This is a genomic window from Marinobacter sp. B-12 (assembly GCF_056857915.1).
Genome location: NZ_JBSXOB010000013.1, coordinates 1 through 16,626, shown reverse-complemented (window position 1 = coordinate 16,626; position 16,626 = coordinate 1). Strand labels below are relative to the sequence as shown.

Annotated in this window: 14 protein-coding genes; 4 read left to right on the top strand and 10 right to left on the bottom strand. The window is 57.4% G+C overall.

All coding sequences use genetic code 11. The annotated features are described in order from the left end of the window. Window positions 1-137, top strand: a 137-nt coding sequence (locus tag AC13D2_RS00445; RefSeq protein ID WP_482938034.1) for a transposase, incomplete at its 5' end; no start/stop codon positions are given. A gap of 57 nt (window positions 138-194) precedes the next feature. Here AC13D2_RS00445 and AC13D2_RS00440 read toward each other — a convergent pair. From AC13D2_RS00440 to AC13D2_RS00425, 4 genes are all read right to left on the bottom strand, one after another. Continuing rightward, window positions 195-572 (bottom strand): hypothetical protein, encoded by a 378-nt coding sequence (locus AC13D2_RS00440; RefSeq protein WP_482938033.1) that lies wholly within the window; start codon window positions 570-572, stop codon window positions 195-197. Further along, complete coding sequence (locus tag AC13D2_RS00435; protein WP_300498335.1) at window positions 544-1,950, bottom strand: hypothetical protein; 1,407 nt, start codon at window positions 1,948-1,950, stop codon at window positions 544-546. Before AC13D2_RS00435 ends, AC13D2_RS00440 begins: the two co-directional genes overlap by 29 nt. A 54-nt stretch (window positions 1,951-2,004) precedes the next feature. Next, the gene (locus AC13D2_RS00430) at window positions 2,005-3,411 is read right to left on the bottom strand and encodes a mannose-1-phosphate guanylyltransferase/mannose-6-phosphate isomerase (protein WP_292050352.1); all 1,407 of its coding nucleotides are present in this window, start codon (window positions 3,409-3,411) and stop codon (window positions 2,005-2,007) included. 106 nt (window positions 3,412-3,517) lie between these two features. After that, a complete protein-coding gene (locus tag AC13D2_RS00425) occupies window positions 3,518-3,958 on the bottom strand; it encodes a VOC family protein (protein ID WP_292047329.1) in 441 nt (146 codons plus the stop codon). A gap of 77 nt (window positions 3,959-4,035) precedes the next feature. Here AC13D2_RS00425 and AC13D2_RS00420 point away from each other — a divergent pair, with 77 nt between their 5' ends. Further along, window positions 4,036-4,977, top strand: a complete 942-nt coding sequence (locus AC13D2_RS00420) for a DUF1853 family protein (RefSeq protein ID WP_300498331.1) — start codon at window positions 4,036-4,038, stop codon at window positions 4,975-4,977. Window positions 4,978-4,989: 12 nt separating this feature from the next. Here the strand turns inward: AC13D2_RS00420 and AC13D2_RS00415 are convergent, their stop codons facing one another. Continuing rightward, complete coding sequence (locus AC13D2_RS00415) at window positions 4,990-6,051, bottom strand: GGDEF domain-containing protein (RefSeq protein WP_292047327.1); 1,062 nt, start codon at window positions 6,049-6,051, stop codon at window positions 4,990-4,992. A 186-nt stretch (window positions 6,052-6,237) separates the two neighbouring features. Between AC13D2_RS00415 and AC13D2_RS00410 the strand changes: the two genes are divergently transcribed. Together AC13D2_RS00410 and AC13D2_RS00405 are read left to right on the top strand one after the other, a co-directional pair. After that, a complete protein-coding gene (locus AC13D2_RS00410) occupies window positions 6,238-8,115 on the top strand; it encodes an MFS transporter (RefSeq protein ID WP_300498327.1) in 1,878 nt (625 codons plus the stop codon). Window positions 8,116-8,263: 148 nt separating this feature from the next. Continuing rightward, window positions 8,264-9,103 carry a substrate-binding periplasmic protein gene (locus tag AC13D2_RS00405; RefSeq protein ID WP_482938032.1) on the top strand — a complete coding sequence of 280 codons (840 nt, stop codon included), beginning with the start codon at window positions 8,264-8,266 and terminating at the stop codon, window positions 9,101-9,103. 324 nt (window positions 9,104-9,427) lie between these two features. Here AC13D2_RS00405 and AC13D2_RS00400 read toward each other — a convergent pair whose 3' ends face one another. From AC13D2_RS00400 to AC13D2_RS00380, 5 genes are all read right to left on the bottom strand, one after another. Next, entirely contained in the window at window positions 9,428-10,579 is a 1,152-nt protein-coding gene (locus AC13D2_RS00400) for a hypothetical protein (protein ID WP_300498323.1), read from the bottom strand. 19 nt (window positions 10,580-10,598) lie between these two features. Continuing rightward, entirely contained in the window at window positions 10,599-11,741 is a 1,143-nt protein-coding gene (locus AC13D2_RS00395) for a hypothetical protein (protein WP_300498321.1), read from the bottom strand. After that, window positions 11,738-15,136, bottom strand: coding sequence for a toxin VasX (locus AC13D2_RS00390; protein WP_482938031.1), 3,399 nt, complete (start codon window positions 15,134-15,136; stop codon window positions 11,738-11,740). The genes AC13D2_RS00395 and AC13D2_RS00390 overlap by 4 nt, the downstream gene beginning before the upstream one ends. Before the next feature lie 48 nt (window positions 15,137-15,184). After that, window positions 15,185-15,964, bottom strand: a complete 780-nt coding sequence (locus AC13D2_RS00385) for a DUF4123 domain-containing protein (protein WP_292047321.1) — start codon at window positions 15,962-15,964, stop codon at window positions 15,185-15,187. After that, window positions 15,961-16,626 (bottom strand): bacteriophage T4 gp5 trimerisation domain-containing protein (locus tag AC13D2_RS00380; protein ID WP_482938030.1); only part of this gene is annotated, 666 nt, incomplete at its 5' end. The genes AC13D2_RS00380 and AC13D2_RS00385, both read right to left, overlap by 4 nt.

The window sequence follows — 16,626 nt, the reverse complement described above, 5'->3', positions numbered from 1 at the left end:
TCTACCGCATGAACACCAGCGTCTTGGAAGGCATGAACAACAAGATCAAGGTGATCAAGAGGATGGCGTATGGCTACCGGGATAACGGCTACTTCTTCTTGAAGATAAAAGCAGCGTTTCCCGGTAAAGCGCGATGAACCTTAAAAAAGGGGGCAGCCGGTCGGCTGCCCCCTTTTTTGTAGCCGTGAAGAGACTCAGTTCCACACCGCCAGTTGCTCTCCACGCTGGTCCAGCCGCCACCATTTCTCATCCTCCACGGGCTCGCCTTCTTTCCAGTCACCGGGGCTGCAGCGAATCTCGGTATCCATGGCGCGCCAGGCACTCCGGGCGCAATCGAGGTCGGACACCCAGGGCAGATCGTCACCTTCAAGGATCACGGAGGTGTATCGCTTGCCACCTGCACCGGGGTACAGATTAATGCGGACTCTATGTGCCCGATAATGAGCTGACCCTTTCACTGCCCTGTCACCCAGCGCGTCATCCCTGAGCTCAATGTCGTCCAGATGACTGGCAAGCCAGCTCGATACCGCTGACGACTCCAGGTCACGAATGTAGATTTCGAGATCCCGCACCTTCTGTTTCTCCTGCCGGTTGATCACAATGGACCACATAGTGAACCGGCCCGGGGCGGGCTGCAACCCAGCGTTCGAGTTCATGGCGGAGGTCATCCGTTTTCAGGGTCCTGAGCGTGCCCTCTGCTTTTCGCTCATGCCACGCCACCTCCGCCGCCGCACGATCAATTGCCAGGCTTTCAAGGGTTCGCTCCAGCGCTTCTGTCGGCTGCTGCCTGGCTATTGCCACCAGTGACTGTCGCCGCAGCGTATCGGTTCTACCGGCGAGCGCCATGCCCTCAATAGAGCCGCGTTCGGAGAACAGGTTTAACCGGGCGGCTGCACGCTCCACCCACTGGATCATACCGCCAGGAGACCCGACCAGCCGACTCCGGCTTGAGGCCGCATAGCGGATAAGCGTTTGGGACAACTCTATGTTCCAGCGCTTTTCAATCGCTGGCTGATGAGCCGTCAGGATGGCAATCTTCTGGCCGGTACTCGTGCCGGGCATGTCAAAGATATCGAAATCACGCCCCAGGCATCGCTCCAATTGCCCAACGGCGGCCTCCGCTTCCGGTGAATCCGGCCCCAGCATGACCACAGGGCCCGGATATCCGGTAACCAGACTGCGGGCCACGCTGAGCTCGGGCGCCATCATTGCAGCCAGATCCGCCGGAGAAACGTTATCCAGAACCAACGCGGGATAATCCTTGCGGTCGATGCCTTTGGACGGGATGGCGGGATTGTCGCTGGCCATGATTTCCGCCTCATTGCGAAGGTCCAACCTTATAAAGCCACAATACAGGAACGGCAATAGAGCCTGTAGCCAACTGGTTTTACCGGTGCCTCTCTCCCCTTTCACCCACACCAGTGCTTTTGGAACCGAGACCAAGTTAATCGATACATCTTCCGCCAGCTCCAGCCATTCCAGATCAGTAACCACAACGGGCGCATCGACTTTGTCGGAGGTTTCGGCAACTTGCTGCTGGTCATCCGCAGCGGGCCAGCGGTCGACCAATTCCAACACCGCCACGTAGGCTTTCTCCTGCAGGCGCTCGGCATTACGAGTCAGCACTGATAACAGATTGGGCCAGTCCAGCCAGGGGGCATCGCTCAACTCACGGGCAGAGGAAAACCAGTATATGAGCTGTGAGGACAACTGGCCCTCTCCGCCCACTTCGGTCACGATGGGTTGCTCACACTGGATGGTCCGGGTCAGTTCGTCAATATCAACACCACGGCTGCGCAGGAATCCGCAGATGGCAGGTTCACCATCCAGCAGCGCCAACAGGAAATCCTCAACGGTGATGGCGTAGCCGCCTCGCTGGGCAACGCTATCACGTGCCCGTTGCAGTGCGGTTTGACAGAGGGGGCTCAGGCATCCTTGCCAGTCTTCCATTCACTTCTCCTTGTGTAATGGGGCATCATCCTGATGCCGTTTCATGTAGATCGATCAAACTCGGTTGTAGGTGTCCTCAAAACGCACAATATCGTCTTCACCCAGGTAGCTACCCGTCTGCACTTCAATCAGTTCCAGTGGAATAACGCCAGGGTTGGTCAGCCGATGGGTCACACCCAACGGAATGTAGGTGGACTGATCTTCGGTCAGCAACAACACATCGTCGCCGCGGTTGACCGTGGCCGTTCCCTTCACCACCACCCAGTGCTCGGCACGATGATGATGTTTCTGCAGCGACAGCGACGCCCCGGGTTTAACCGTGATGCGCTTGACCTGGAAACGTTCCCCCATGGCAATACCTTCATAGGTGCCCCAGGGGCGATGAACCTTCTTATGGAACCGATGCTCGTGTCGGCCCTGGGCCTTGACCTGGGCAACCAACTTTTTCACATCCTGAACCCGGCCGCGGTCCGCCACCAGCACCACATCATCGGTTTCAACAATGACGTGGTCTTTGATGCCCAGCGCTGCAATCAGACGACCTTCTGAGTGGATGTAAGAGCCAGAAACGTCTTCGGTGATTACGTCTCCCCGGCACACATTGTTGTTTTCATCATGAGGCTGGATATCCCAAAGCGCTGACCAGGAACCCACATCCGACCAACCGGCATCCAGGGGCACCACTACCGCATCCCGGGTCTTTTCCATCACCGCGTAATCGATGGAATCGTCCGGGCAAGCCCTGAAACTTTCGGCGCCGACACGGGTGAAATCCATGTCGGCGTTGTGCTCCTCCCAGGCAGCACGGCAGGCCGTCATCATCTCGGGTTGCTGACTTTCCAGTTCCTTCAGGTAGCGATCGGCACGAAACAGGAACATGCCGCTGTTCCAGAAATAATCGCCCTCTTCCAGATACTGACGAGCGGTTTTCTCGTTCGGCTTTTCCACAAAAGCCGCCACATCGTTGTACCCTTCGTAGGCCGCACCAGCCTTAATATAGCCGTAGCCGGTATGGGGGGCACTGGGAACAATACCAAATGTAACCAACTTCCCCGCCCGGGCCGCTTCCGCACCCTGACTGACAGCCTGGCGAAACACGTCCTGATTCTTCAATACGTGGTCCGAGGGCATCACCAGCAGCAGTTCTTCCGGGTTTTCCTCTGCAGCGGCCAGCGCTGCCAGAGCAATGGCCGGGGCGGTATTGCGACCGACAGGTTCGAGAATGATTCCAGCGGTACGCTCCGGTGCCTGGGCCTGCAAGTGGGCGGCTACCACAAACCGGTGCTCTTCGTTGGTGATGGCCATCACCCGGGTTTTGTCATCCAGTGCCAGGCCACGATCGATGGTTTCCGCCAGCAGGGAATCGTCAGACACCACCGGCAGAAACTGCTTCGGATAGGCTTCACGGGACAACGGCCAGAGACGGGTGCCGGAACCACCAGAAAGAATCACTGCAAGCATGGGTCGTCCTTGTCTTGAATTTTCACGAATTTTACCTCAAAAACCGTCAACCTGTCCTGCCGATGGCGATTAAACCGGTTCCAATCTTGCAAACCTTCACGTCCTCCTACCAGGTGCCAATGTTTTCCATGCTGGCCCAGGGTTCCTTCGCTGGTAGTGACTCCCCCTTCTGGAGCAGTTCAATGGAAATTCCGTCTGGCGACCGGATAAACGCCATACGACCGTCGCGCGGGGGACGATTGATGGTAACGCCGTTGGCCTGAAGGTGACTACACAATGCATAGATGTCGTCCACCCGATACGCCAGATGCCCGAAATTGCGACCACCAGTATATTCTTCCGGATCCCAGTTATAGGTAAGCTCTATCATCGGGGCCCGCTCTTCCCTCGCCTTCGCCTCATCCTCGGCCGCCGCCAGGAAAACCAGAGTAAAGCGCCCCTTTTCACTGCTTTTGCGACTGATTTCCACCATGCCCAGTAGCTCGCAGAAAAAGTGCAGGGTGTCTTCCAGGTTGCTGACCCGGATCATTGTGTGAAGGTACTGCATATCGGCTCTCCTGATGCATTGCCCCAAGGCCTATGACCGGGACTGATCAAATCAATGGTTTGAGGTATCCTGCCAGAATGAATCGACGCCCTGAAACCACCGCCCATCTCCAGTACCGAGTTCCAGCCGTACGCCACTTGGCGTGGATGTGTCATGCTCCCCAGCTTATCAGTTCGCCCATGGGTTTTACCCCGGAAACTTACCTGCTGGATGGTGCTGAAGAGCGTCTGAAGGCATGGGACAGCGCGCCCCAACTTGGCCCGGAGGTACTCACGGAACCACCGGCGCGACGCCTTGGGCACTATTTCGAGCGCCTATACGAATGCATGATGCAGGATCTCCTGGGCTGGGAAGTTGTGCTCAAGAACCAGCCGGTCCGCAGCAACGGCATCACATTGGGCGAACTCGATTTCCTGGTCCGCAATCCTGCGGACAACGTCGTCGAACACCACGAAATTGCCGTGAAGTTTTACCTGGGCCATCTGGAAACCGGCCAGGACAAACCACTCTGGTACGGACCCAATGCCCGGGACCGGCTGGACATCAAAACCAGGCGGCTGACAGACCACCAGAGCCAACTGACAGAAAAACCAGAGGCCCGCAACCTGCTGACATCCCTGGGTATTGATACACCCGCACGGCCCCGGATATTCATGCCCGGGTATCTTTTCTACCCTCTGACCAACGCCTTGCCCGCACCCGACAGCATACCGTCAGGACATCTGCGCGGCTATTGGCTCTATATAGACAACCTCGACGCAAAAGAAACGACGGGAAACAAGAAAATCACGGACACGAAACACTGGGTCCCGCTGATCAAGCCCCACTGGCTTGGCCTCTGGTGTCAGAAAGAGGTTCCTGATCAAAACCAAACGGAGGACGCGCTGGAGGAGGTCCGCTCTGCCGGCATTCCCCGCCTGTTTGCGGCCCTTGAGCGATCTGACGACGGGGACTGGCGGGAAACGTCACGCGTGTTTGTGGTCCCCAGTGAATGGCCGGGGCGCCCCCGTCGCGGTTGATGTCTTGGCGGGCTAACCAGCTTCCAGTTCCACACGATTCCTGCCACCCTCCTTGCTGCGATAGAGCGCGCGATCCGCACGACTGATGGCGGAATTCAGGTTGTCACCCCGGCGAAACTCACTGACGCCGGCACTGATGCTCAGATTAATGGTCGCATCTGTTGTCGCCAGCCAGTCATGGGCCAGAAGCGCCTTGCGCACGCGCTCCGCACTGGCTTGAGCGCTATTCAGGCCGGTGTCTGGAAGCACCGCGAGAAATTCCTCACCGCCCCAGCGGGAGATCAGGTCCTGAGTGCGTAATTGAGCCTCGATTATGTTGGCGACTTCAATCAATACCCGATCACCAATCTCGTGTCCATGCCGGTCATTGATGGCCTTGAAGTGGTCGATATCAAGTACCAGGAACGCAACTGGGCGCCCCGTCCTCCGGAAACGCGCCAGCTCCTTTTCAGCAAGGTAGGTCATGTGTCGCCGGTTGAAGAGGCCCGTCAACGAATCGGTTGTCGCCATCCGCCGCAATTTCCGGTTTGCCGTGGTCACCATGGTGAGGTAGAAGAACGACAGGTAGCTGAACATGGCAAACACCACACTCAGGTTAAACAGATAAACGGCAAGCAGGGCTCCAGGGGCAACGGGCTGCAGCGGCTCGATGAACCACATCATCAAATAGAGGGCGATGTAATAGCTCCACAACGCCAGCAGGCAGATCACCGCTGACCGAAACTCCATGCTTACGAACAGCGCCGGTATAAACATCAGCAGGTAGTAGTGAAAGCCGCTGTCCCAGCCGATAAGCACAATACCCAGCCCGGCGTGGATAATCACTTCCGCCCAGATCAGGCGAATGGCCAGGCCATTCTGCTTCCTGCCCAACGCCCTGTATGCCACGACATACATGGTGACACTTACAACATTCACCCAAGCCAGGATAGGCGAGCCGAGCATGTGAAACAGAAAGAAGAATGCCACATCGACCGTGGCGGCAATCTGACAACAACGCTTGGCCACCTGCCAGAACTGCGGACGACTCTCCCTGAATGATTCCCTGGCAGACTTGGATCTGGCCTGACTCATAAACAGTAACTTCCAAAACGGTTATCTTCAGGTTACCCCGAAAATTACAAGGCTGCCCACCACAAACGTAAAATACTGAAAATCTTTGAAACAACTGCGCGCAGCGTGAAACCCCATGCACCCTGTTTCAACTATCGGTTTGTGGCAGAATACTCCCCATCAACAATGAGATGATGGACCACTATCATGGACGACCACAGCCAGTTCCGGCTGCTTTCCGAGCGACGTTTCCTACCTTTCTTCCTGACTCAGTTCTCAGGCGCCTTCAACGACAACCTGTTCCGCAACATTCTGCTATTGCTGATCACTTACACCGCTGGCGGCCTGCTGGGCCTGCCCATTGATGTGGTGGTCAACATCGCGGCGTTGCTGTTTATCCTGCCCTTTTTTCTGTTTTCCGGCATCGCTGGCCAACTGGCGGACAAGTATGAAAAGTCCCGTGTGATTCGCTGGGTAAAACTCGCTGAAATCGCCATTATGGTGCTGGCAGCCGCCGGGCTCTGGGTCGGCTGGTACGAATCGCTTCTGCTGTTGTTGTTCCTGATGGGCGTGCAATCCACCTTCTTTGGACCGGTTAAGTACGCCATCCTGCCCCAAGTGCTTCGAGACGATGAACTGGTGGGCGGCAATGCGCTGGTGGAAATGGGCACCTTCGTGGCTATTCTTGTGGGCACACTTACCGCTGGCCTGCTTATGGGCAGCGACCAGCCGGAGAAACTCGCCGCCATTGGGGTCCTTGCCCTGGCCATCATTGGCTACCTTGCAGCGCGGCAGGTCCCGGTGACCGGAACCACCAATCCCGACATGGCCATCCGTCTGAACCCCCTTCGGGAAACCTGGCACCTGATGCGTCTGGCCGCCGAAAACCATTCCGTGCTGTTGTGTATCATGGCCATTTCCTGGTTCTGGTTCCTCGGTGCAGCCTACCTCACCCAGTTCCCCAGCTTTGCCCAAACCGACCTTATGGGTGATGAAACCGTCGTTACCCTGCTGCTGGCAATCTTCACCATCGGCATTGCCCTAGGCTCAGTGGCCTGCGAACGACTCTCCGGACACCGGATAGAACTGGGCATTGTGCCCATTGGCTCCCTCGGTATCAGCCTGTTCGGGCTCGACCTCTACTTCAACATGCCCGCCAACCCGGTTCCCACCGACTGGTGGATGATGATCAGCGACAGCCAGCACCGGCAAGTCGCCATCGACCTGTTAGGTATTGGTTTCTTTGGCGGCCTGTTCATCGTGCCCCTTTACGCATTCGTCCAACGGGAAACGCCTGAGGAACGTCGCGCCCGTGTAATTGCGGCGCTGAACGTATTCAATGCCCTATTCATGGTGGTCAGCGCCATCATGGGCGTCCTGATGCTGGGCGTGATCGGCCTCAGCATCCCCGAATTCTTCCTTGTACTGGCCATCATGAACATGATTGTGGCGGGCTTCGTGTACCAGCAGGTGCCCGAATTCGCCCTCCGGTTTATTGTCTGGGTGCTCTCCCACACGATTTACCGGGTGCGCCATGAAGGCCTGCATCGAATCCCCGACGAAGGACCGGCACTGCTGGTCTGCAACCATGTCACCTACATGGACGCCCTCGTCATTGCCGGCGCGATCCGGCGGCCAGTTCGATTCGTGATGGATTACCAGATCTTCAAAACGCCGATACTCGGCGCAATTTTCAGGCTCGCCAAGACCATTCCCATTGGTTCTCGCAATCGCGTGCCGGAGATCTACGACGCCGCTTTCGAACGCATTGACGAAGAACTGGACGCCGGCCATGTCGTTTGCATCTTTCCCGAGGGGCGCCTGACCTCCGACGGCGAAGTAGCCACCTTCCGCGGCGGTGTGGATATCATCCTGGAACGACGTCCGGTGCTGGTGGTGCCTATGGCGCTGCGAGGGCTCTGGGGCAGTTTCTTCAGCCATTGCGGTGGTCCTGCGCTAAAACACTTCCCGAAGCGCTTCTGGTCGCGAATTGAACTCATTGCGGGTGAGCCAGTGACCGCGCAGGAGGCAAACGCCGGTTTGCTGGAAGAGAACGTAAAAGCGCTCAGGGGAGACAGCCGTTAACGACAGCGGCCCGTGAGTAAGTTGTAAACCTGAGAGTGACTGCTACCTTTTGAGTGTTATCAGGTTTTCGATTCTCTGACTTCGGGAGGTGGCCTCAGCCGGACGTTTTGTCTGGCGAGCACAACCGGTAGTGGATGGAATAATGTGTTTGCAAGGATCGCTCCGCTTCGCTCGAGGATTACATCGACTCGTTGCCACGCTTCTATGCGTAGCCACGGTCCACATCCTCGCCCCCCAGCTTCACGCTGAAGAGTCGGATTCCACCGTCCGGCTCACCAATGGCCACTGGCCTCCCTACATGGAGAATACCCCACCTCACTTCGGGGTCATTTCCCAGATCGTCACCCTGGCCTTCGCCAAAGAGGACATTTCCGTAACCTATGGTTTTTTCCCTTGGTCCCGCGCCCGCCTGCTGGCTCAAAAAGGATTGCGGGATGGCTCAGTCGCCTGGACTTGTCGCAGGAAATTACTCAAGTTCTTTCACTTCAGCGACCCCATCGTCACCCATAACTACGCCCTGTTTCATCGCAAAGATATGGATTTCGACTGGGACACAGTGAAAGATCTGGAAAGCTATCGGATCGGCCTGACCCAGGATTACAACTACGGCGAGGAATTCGAGGAAGCCGTCGCCGCCGGCACCATCAGTGCGGACACGACCACCTCCGACGAATCCAACTTTCGCAAACTGGCAGCCGGCAGAATAGACTTGTTCCCAATGGAGCCCGCCGTGGGCATGGGTATGCTGAAAGAGCTCGGGCTCAACGACAAGATCACATTCCACACCACGCCGCTGCAATCGGATTACTTGTACCTGATCCTGTCCAGGCTTGTGCCTGAGAGTGAGCGTTATCTGGAGAAATTCAACGAAGGGCTCAGTGAGTTGCGGGCGTCTGGCCGGCTGGAGGAGTTGATTACGACCTCGCTGCCGGAATTGCCGGCTCGGTATTTGGTGGTGGAGGATGGGGATTCGCAGTGTGGGAATTAGATAGGCGGTCACGCAGCCTCCCGATCAGTGGCCGGCATAAAGCTACTTTGGTTTGACTCAAATAGCGCGGCATCATGAGCGCAAGCCCACCTAAAATAATAACAACAACACCTGTGTACCCGATGAAATCCCACATCCTTGTTTCCTCAGCTTAAAACTTCTTCCGTGATCAACGACGAACGACTGCAAATTAGCTTAAGCCATTGCACGAATGGCAAATTGCTTTCGTTACTTCGTTCACAATGCTCTCCCCGAAGACTTTGGCCATAGAGTAAGGGCTGGCGGGTAAACTGGCTCGAATTATTCAGTACTACCACTGCTTGTTTATGCGGTCATTGAGGCATCACCTGAAAGCTCCTCGCTGACCTGCGCAAAGATCTCAGTAACCGACTTTTGCGGATCCGCCTTTTGCAGCTCCAGCACCCGTCTGCTTTGGCGCTTCAGTTTCTCGCTGGGCTGGGCCCACTCGCTTTCAGGCAGCGGTTTTGACCATTTCTCCATACTTTCCGGCAGCGCCTTCTGGCTAAGCCGCCGCATCTTGGCGTTTTCCCAGACCACCAATCGGTTGGGAATCGTCCAGAAGGTCATCACGTGATACAGATACCAGAAGAACACGTAAATCCAGCCGACTTTGCCCGCCTTGCGGCGCGCGTGGAGGTTGCGCCGGGCGTTGTGGAAAAACTCTACGCCCTCTTCCGGCCCGGCACCCGGTGCCTGGGGCTCGTCGGGTGCCATCAACTCGCCGTGGGGCTGAATCTCCTCCAGAGTATGCACTTCGTACTCCATGTAGGCCCGCAGGGCTTCCCAGTTACTAATGGACAGCGGCAGGCCGTGGGTCTCGAATTCCAGATTGAACTGTTCACCCGTGTCCGGGTGCCGAAAACCAATCCCGAAACCATACTGGCGACGCACCCCGTATTCGCTTACGCCTTGTGCCTCAACCACCCAGGCTTCCAGTTTTTCCCAAGGGACATAGATGGGTTCGCTGTGGCCTTCCGGCACGAAGCAGACTTCACGGCGTTGGCGGTTGAAGCGGGTGGGAACGATTTTTTCAACGCGGCTATGCATCTGCCAGCGGGTTTGCAGGCCGAGTGAGAGCACAAACAGCCCCCCTCCCAAACCAAGCCAGAACGACAGGTCGATAGTTGCCAAAAATAGTCGCGAAGCATCCTGCACACCATTGCCAATATGATAGCCAGCCATATAACTGACACACGGAAAGACAAGAGCAAAAAGTAAAAACAGTCCAAATGGCCCTCCAAGTACCATCTGCCAGGCAAAGGCAAACGAATCACCAACGCCAAAATCGAGATAGTGGTCGGTGACAGCGCCCACGACCCTCCCGTAATCCACCGGCAATGCACCGGTGGGAAGCGGCTTCGGAGCCAGATAGATCAACCTTCCGGTCGGGAAGGATTCGACCTCACCGGCCTGATGGCGCTTTCGGGACGGGCGCAAGGGTTTGGATTGGCTCATGGATACAGGTCCAGCGCAGTCAGGCCCGAAGGCGTTCCTGCTGCGCGTAGAGTTCCGCATAAATTGCCGTTACGGACTGTGCCGGGTTGTCCTTTAATCTTTGCGTCACTTGAGCGCTCAGTTTTTTGAGTTCATCACTGGGCTGTGCCCACTCGATTTCCGGCAATGGCTGCGACCATTTTTCCATGCTCTCCGGCAAAGTCTTCTGGCTAAGCCGCCTCATCTTGGCGTTTTCCCAGACCACCAATCGGTTGGGAATCGTCCAGAAGGTCATCACGTGATACAGATACCAGAAGAACACGTAAATCCAGCCGACTTTACCGGCCTTACGGCGGCGGTGGAGATTACGCCGGGCGTTGTGGAAAAACTCTATTCCTTCTTCCGGCCCTGCGCCCGGTGCCTGGGGCTCGTCTGACGCCATCAACTCTCCCTGGGGTTGAATTTCCTCCAGGGTGTGCACCTCGTACTCCATGTAGGCCCGCAGGGCTTCCCAGTTACTAATAGAGAGCGGCAGGCCGTGAGTTTCAAATTCCAGGTTGAAGCGTTCGCCCGTCTCCGGATGACGAAAACCGATGCCGAATCCGTATTGGCGCCGCACCCCGTATTCGCTTACGCCATGAGCCTCAACCACCCACGCCTCAAGTTCTTCCCACGGGACATAGATAGGTTCGCTGTGGCCTTCCGGCACAAAGCAGACTTCACGGCGCTGGCGGTTGAAGCGGGTAGGGGCTACTTTTTCGGCGTCTTCGTACATTTTCCAGCGTGATCGCATTGCCAAAAATAGACCGAACACCCCCCCCCCCAGGCCGATCCAGAATGACAGGTTGAAAACGCCCCAGGTGAACTGAACCACATCGGCCCAGATAGTATCAGAGTGTAAGCCAACCAAGAGCACCATCAACGGAACGAGAACAGCTCCGAGCAAAAACAATACAAACGGCCCGCCCAACACCATCTGCCAGGCAAAGGCAAAGGAATTGCCAACACCAAAATCGAGATAGTGGTCCGTAACAAAACCCACAGCACGCCCGAAGTCCACAGGCAACGCGCCGGTGGGAAGCGGCTTCGGAGCCAGATAGGTCAGCCGTCCGGTCGGGAGGGATTCGACCTCACCGGCCTGATGGGGCTTGCGGGACGGGCGCAAGGGTTCGGATTGGCTCATGGATACAGGTCCAGTGCGGTCAGGGGTTGGCGAATGGAGCGCCACAGAGGCTCATCATGGGGTGAGCCGTCCACCGGTGTGATCGGGAATACCGGCTCCGGCGGCAGCGTTAACAGGTGGTCGTGTGTGCGATAGGCACCGTCCGCCCCCAGGGTCTCCAGCCGGACCATCACCACGACATCGCGGGTCTTCTCGCCATACTTCGTCTTCACCGGCTGGGGCACCGTGAATTGCAACTTGATATGGTCACTGCTGTCCAATACCTGCATGGATTCAATAATCGGTGCCGCACTACGCACCCAGATTTCCGGAAGCCGGTTGAACATGCCCGACCGGGCCGGTTGCACTTGCCAGGCGGACAGCGACAGGCGATAGGGCTCCTTGTTGACTAGCGCCAGATCGTGATTTAGAGCGGTAGGCGTCCAGTTGTGAATATTCAGGATGACCTCGGAGGAAGCGCCGTTCCCAGCCTCGTTGGCAGGCGTAACGCTGACCGGGTCGGCTAAGGCCGCCAAAGCGGCCTCATATTCTGCCAGGCTCAGGTTCTTGTTGCGCTCCGGCTCTGTGCCCCACGGGGTACTTAACAGCCACTTGTCCCGCTCGCTCAGGTTGTAGTGATTGTATAGCCAGGTACCAGCCAACTCCAGGACCGAGAACGCCAGCCCGAACAGGTTCAGGCGCGCGAAGAGGCTGGAAAGCCGGGTGCCGCTCCGCGCCCAGGCCAGGGATCGCTCTTCACCGACGGCCACCTGGCGGATCGCCCTGGCCGCATCGAAAGTTCGGGCAAAGCCATAGCTGCTCGTTGCGGTCAGACCGGCACTGCCGACAAAACTGAGCGCTGCGCCTGTGGCTGCTGCACCGTTTCCAGTTTTCATCGCGTCGACCCATTCGGCCCCATGCTTTACGATACTCAGCGCATAACCAAGCATGCCTGCACCGTAACTGAGAATCCCTAGCCCAACATGCAACCTACCAAGACGAATGTGAACGGCTTTCAGCGCGCCACGCTGCCAAGCCCCGGCCAACTTGGTAGCACGCGCCGTGAGCAAAGTGTCCGAGATGCTTTGGGCGGCCAGAAAACCAGCACCTGCTGTCGCAAAAGCACTCTCAATAACGGGCTTCAAAGAAACCGATTCCCAATCTTGTGACAACGCTTCCTGAGTAACCGAGTAAAAATTCACCGCCTGCGCCACCGCCACAAGAACACCCAAACCGTCACCGAGCGTATTCACATTCAACGTGGGCACTCGTCCAAGCCGCAAATCGGCCATGGTATTTGCAATCGCCTGATGGGCAGCGGCGGGCGCCAGTACCGTTAATCCGGCACGGCCGGATTCGGCGGGTTCCAGCTTGATGCCATGCTGGGTTTCCTCCACAGGGCTCATGCCCGCAGCCACACGGCGGCCCAGTTCGCGGTGCTCTTCCCGGGTGGCCTTGAATTCATTCACCAGTCGAGTCGCGGCCTCGGAACGGTGGCCATGGCGGGCTTTCGCCAAGTCGTGCTCATGGGCTAGGTTGCGCAGTTGATCACTCAGGCCCATCAAGCGGCGAATGTTGTCCTGAAAGACAACCAGTGCTTCGGGGCTGGCAACCCTGAACTCTACCTCGCCCGCATGAACGGCATCCAGCATCTGGCCCTTGAAGAAAAACGGTAGGTCTCGAAAGATGTCGTCCAGCGGTGGCAAGGTTTTACCCTCAGCTACCTCATAAAGCGGCTGGAGCGCACGGGCCAAGCCTAATGCCATGGCCGGTGACAGGGTGTCACCGACGGCGGCGGCTTTTAGCTGTATGTCTTCGGATAGAGCTTTGATATCCGGTAGCCGGCCAGCCTCCGCGTTTTTGAGCGTTTGTGCCCATTCCAACGAATTTTTCGTCAGGTCATAACCGGCTTTGCCTATCGAGGTGTAGGTCGTATACGGCTCCTGATCCGGTGCCTCCTCAGCCAGTGGCAGCGTATGAAACAAGGGGCGTGCATACTGGGGGTTGGCCTCTATCCAGGCCAATACCCGTTCGGCGGCGCTGTCACTACGGCAGACATCCTTCATGCAGGCGTACTGCAGGGCCAGGGCGGCCTCAATTTGCGTATCGTCCTGATTATCAAAATACCAGGCCGCCTTGTGGAAATGCCCATCGCACAGGAGGGCGGCGCGGTCATCGGTGATTTTCTCCAGTAGCGCGTGCCAGCGCGCGAGTTTCTTGCGCTGGGCCGACAGAAACTCGGCCATGCCCTCGCGGTCAATCAGGTCATTGATGCCCCGCTGCCCCAACTTGGCACCATTGAGCTTGTAATAGTTCTGCAGGTTGAGTGCGTTGATGGCCGGGCGGTGCTGCTGAAAGCGTTCATAGCCGAGCGTGTCCACCATGTTCATTTGCGCCTGCACCAGCGGGTTGTCGCTGTGGTGCTCGAGCAGGAATTCCTCTGACCCCAGCGGTTCCGGGCCGCGATAGTCTTTGCGAACGTCCAGGTACTGGTAAATGGCTTGGCGCTCTGCGGCCGTTGTATCGTCAATCAGGGCATCCAGGGCTTCGTCGCCGGTACTGGCCGCAGTCTGGCCCAGCACTTCATCGCTGACGGTGGTCATGGATTCGATCAGGCTGCCAAGTACGTAGTCCCGCTCGGTGTGGCCTTCCTGTTCGCCGCTGGCGGCCCAGTCATCCAGCCAGCCCACCACGTCGTCCTGATGTTGCGCCAGGTCCAGCATCACACCCACATCGTCCCTCAGGACAAGGCAGAGGCAATTGGAGACATCATCGATGGCCTGCTGCTTGATCAGTTTGCCAAAGCGGGTCTGGTGGTAGTAGGGCTGATTTTCCCAGTGATAGGGCTCGCTTTCCTGGCGGTGACCGTCTTCGGGAGAATCCGGCGTGTAGTCCTCGGCAAACTCCGCCACCCACTGTTTGGCCTGGTCGGGTGTCAGGAGATGCCGGCCGCCGCCAAGCGGCGATGCGCTGGCCAGATCGATCTTCTGCAGCAGGGCATCACGCTCTTGAGGATCATCCAGCACCTGGGCTTTCTTGCGGGCCGTCCATGCCAGTTCCGAGAAGGCGACGTACACCGTATGGGATACCGGGTACTCCAGCTTGCCGTCATTGTGGCCCGTCAGTTCACCGTCTTCATGCAGGTACTCGTGGAGCTCCCCGGCATCGGCATCCAGGACATAAAGGTAGCCATGCCTCAGAAGACGGTAACCGATGGGACGAGAAGTTAGTGAGTACGGATATCCCGGGTCGGTTTCCGCAGGCGCAACCTCTACCCTGCCATAGCGGATGGGCAGCAGGTGCACGGTTTTCAGCAAGGGGCATGAAGCGGGTTCATCAATGGGGGTGCCTGGCTGTTCCCAGCACAAAAGATCGTTGCTTGTTCGGTCGTCCGTGGGGCGTTGTATCCGTGTCATGGTTCATCCTTGAGCCAGTTGGGGCACTGTTTCGATCACCGCATTGTATCAGCTTGTTCGGGGCAAGTTTGCGAATAGGAACTGCATAATCTCTCGCACGCTGTTGCAACCATTGATAATCGCCTTGTCCAGCACGCTTCGAAGCAGCGGGTAAGCATCTATTAGTTCGGAGCCACCCAACTGCTTGCGCACCGATTCATCAAGGCTGTTCCATATCTGCAGTGCATCTTTACGCCGATTGAAGGCATCGAAGGCACTCTTCAGGTCCGGCGAGGCCATCATTTTTTCGGGCTGATCACCTGTGGTGCCTGGCTGGACAGCCGGAGGCTCGACAAGGTGCCACTGCTCGCTGATACGATCCGGAATCACGAGCCGGTCTATAGCCCTGACGGAGAACCGGGGCAGGTTGCCCCCAATCACCGTCCTGGCTATTGCTGGATGGGCAATGCGTACCAACTCTTCACAACCCGGCGCCATCTCTATTTGCAGATGAGATTGAATCCAGCGGGAGCAGGTCGTACGGTCTGTGTCAGACACCAACAGATACCCCTGTTCTCGCGCGGGGCCGAGTTCCAGAAAACCTTTCAGCACCGGGTCTTCCGGCCCGCTAAGCCACACTAACCAGGGAGAAAGCGCCGATACAGCCTCCCAACGGGTTTCCGCGAACAGGCACTCCGCATTAACGGATTGGTCGCCGGCCCACTGGTATATCTGTTCGCCGAGGTCGGGAATAGCCACACCATCCAGAACAAGCCCAACCGGATGATGATCAGGCCAGTTAACATGGGTAAACGGCGACTCCGATAGAGGACAGCAATCGGGATTCATGAGTTTTGCCCCTCACAAACCGGACAGGTTGCATTACCCTTCCTGAGCTCAGCGAGCTGGGACTCCACGTTGATTGACGGAGCATTCTCCCGCTGATCAACCTCTGCAAGTGCTTCTTGCTGGGACTTGTTAGGCTGGCCGGCTTCGATTGTCTGAGGCATCTCTGCCATCACCACACCCTGCCCGGAACCACTGCCCGGTGACCCACCAGAGTTGATCTTGATACCGGGCCCCGCCAGTGTCACACCGCTTGGGTCCAGTTTTAGCAGGCTGCCACCAGCGGAGATGGTGAGTTCTGCACCCGCATCCAACACTACTTTGGCGCCCGCCTTATGGTGAACTTCGGTGCCAGCTTCACTTAGCGTGCCCTGGGCGGATTTCTGGTGGAAGGTGCCGCCGATGCTTTGACTGCAGTCGCCGCCGACAGTCTGTCGCTTCTCGCCATCCACGGTGCAATGGTCACTACCCTTGATATGGCTGAACTCGTTGTTGTCCACCGTTCGGTGGTTCTCGTTTTTGACGACTTCGGTGCGGTTGTTTTCCGTCAGCAGGTCCAGGTCTTTCTGGGCGTGGACGTAGATCTGTTCCTTGTCCGCTTCGTCCTCGAATCGCAGTTCGTTGCTGCCCTCGCCCTTGTGGGTCTGGGTCTTGAGGGTGGTTCT

What these genes read in the sequence shown, in the direction of transcription:
- AC13D2_RS00410 (WP_300498327.1), top strand. Translation starts at nt 6,238, where the DNA reads ATGGACGACCACAGCCAGTTCCGGCTGCTTTCCGAGCGACGTTTCCTA.
- AC13D2_RS00395 (WP_300498321.1), bottom strand. Translation starts at nt 11,741, where the DNA reads ATGAGCCAATCCGAACCCTTGCGCCCGTCCCGCAAGCCCCATCAGGCC.
- AC13D2_RS00420 (WP_300498331.1), top strand. Translation starts at nt 4,036, where the DNA reads ATGAATCGACGCCCTGAAACCACCGCCCATCTCCAGTACCGAGTTCCA.
- AC13D2_RS00400 (WP_300498323.1), bottom strand. Translation starts at nt 10,579, where the DNA reads ATGAGCCAATCCAAACCCTTGCGCCCGTCCCGAAAGCGCCATCAGGCC.
- AC13D2_RS00415 (WP_292047327.1), bottom strand. Translation starts at nt 6,051, where the DNA reads ATGAGTCAGGCCAGATCCAAGTCTGCCAGGGAATCATTCAGGGAGAGT.
- AC13D2_RS00385 (WP_292047321.1), bottom strand. Translation starts at nt 15,964, where the DNA reads ATGAATCCCGATTGCTGTCCTCTATCGGAGTCGCCGTTTACCCATGTT.
- AC13D2_RS00425 (WP_292047329.1), bottom strand. Translation starts at nt 3,958, where the DNA reads ATGCAGTACCTTCACACAATGATCCGGGTCAGCAACCTGGAAGACACC.
- AC13D2_RS00435 (WP_300498335.1), bottom strand. Translation starts at nt 1,950, where the DNA reads ATGGAAGACTGGCAAGGATGCCTGAGCCCCCTCTGTCAAACCGCACTG.
- AC13D2_RS00430 (WP_292050352.1), bottom strand. Translation starts at nt 3,411, where the DNA reads ATGCTTGCAGTGATTCTTTCTGGTGGTTCCGGCACCCGTCTCTGGCCG.
- AC13D2_RS00390 (WP_482938031.1), bottom strand. Translation starts at nt 15,136, where the DNA reads ATGACACGGATACAACGCCCCACGGACGACCGAACAAGCAACGATCTT.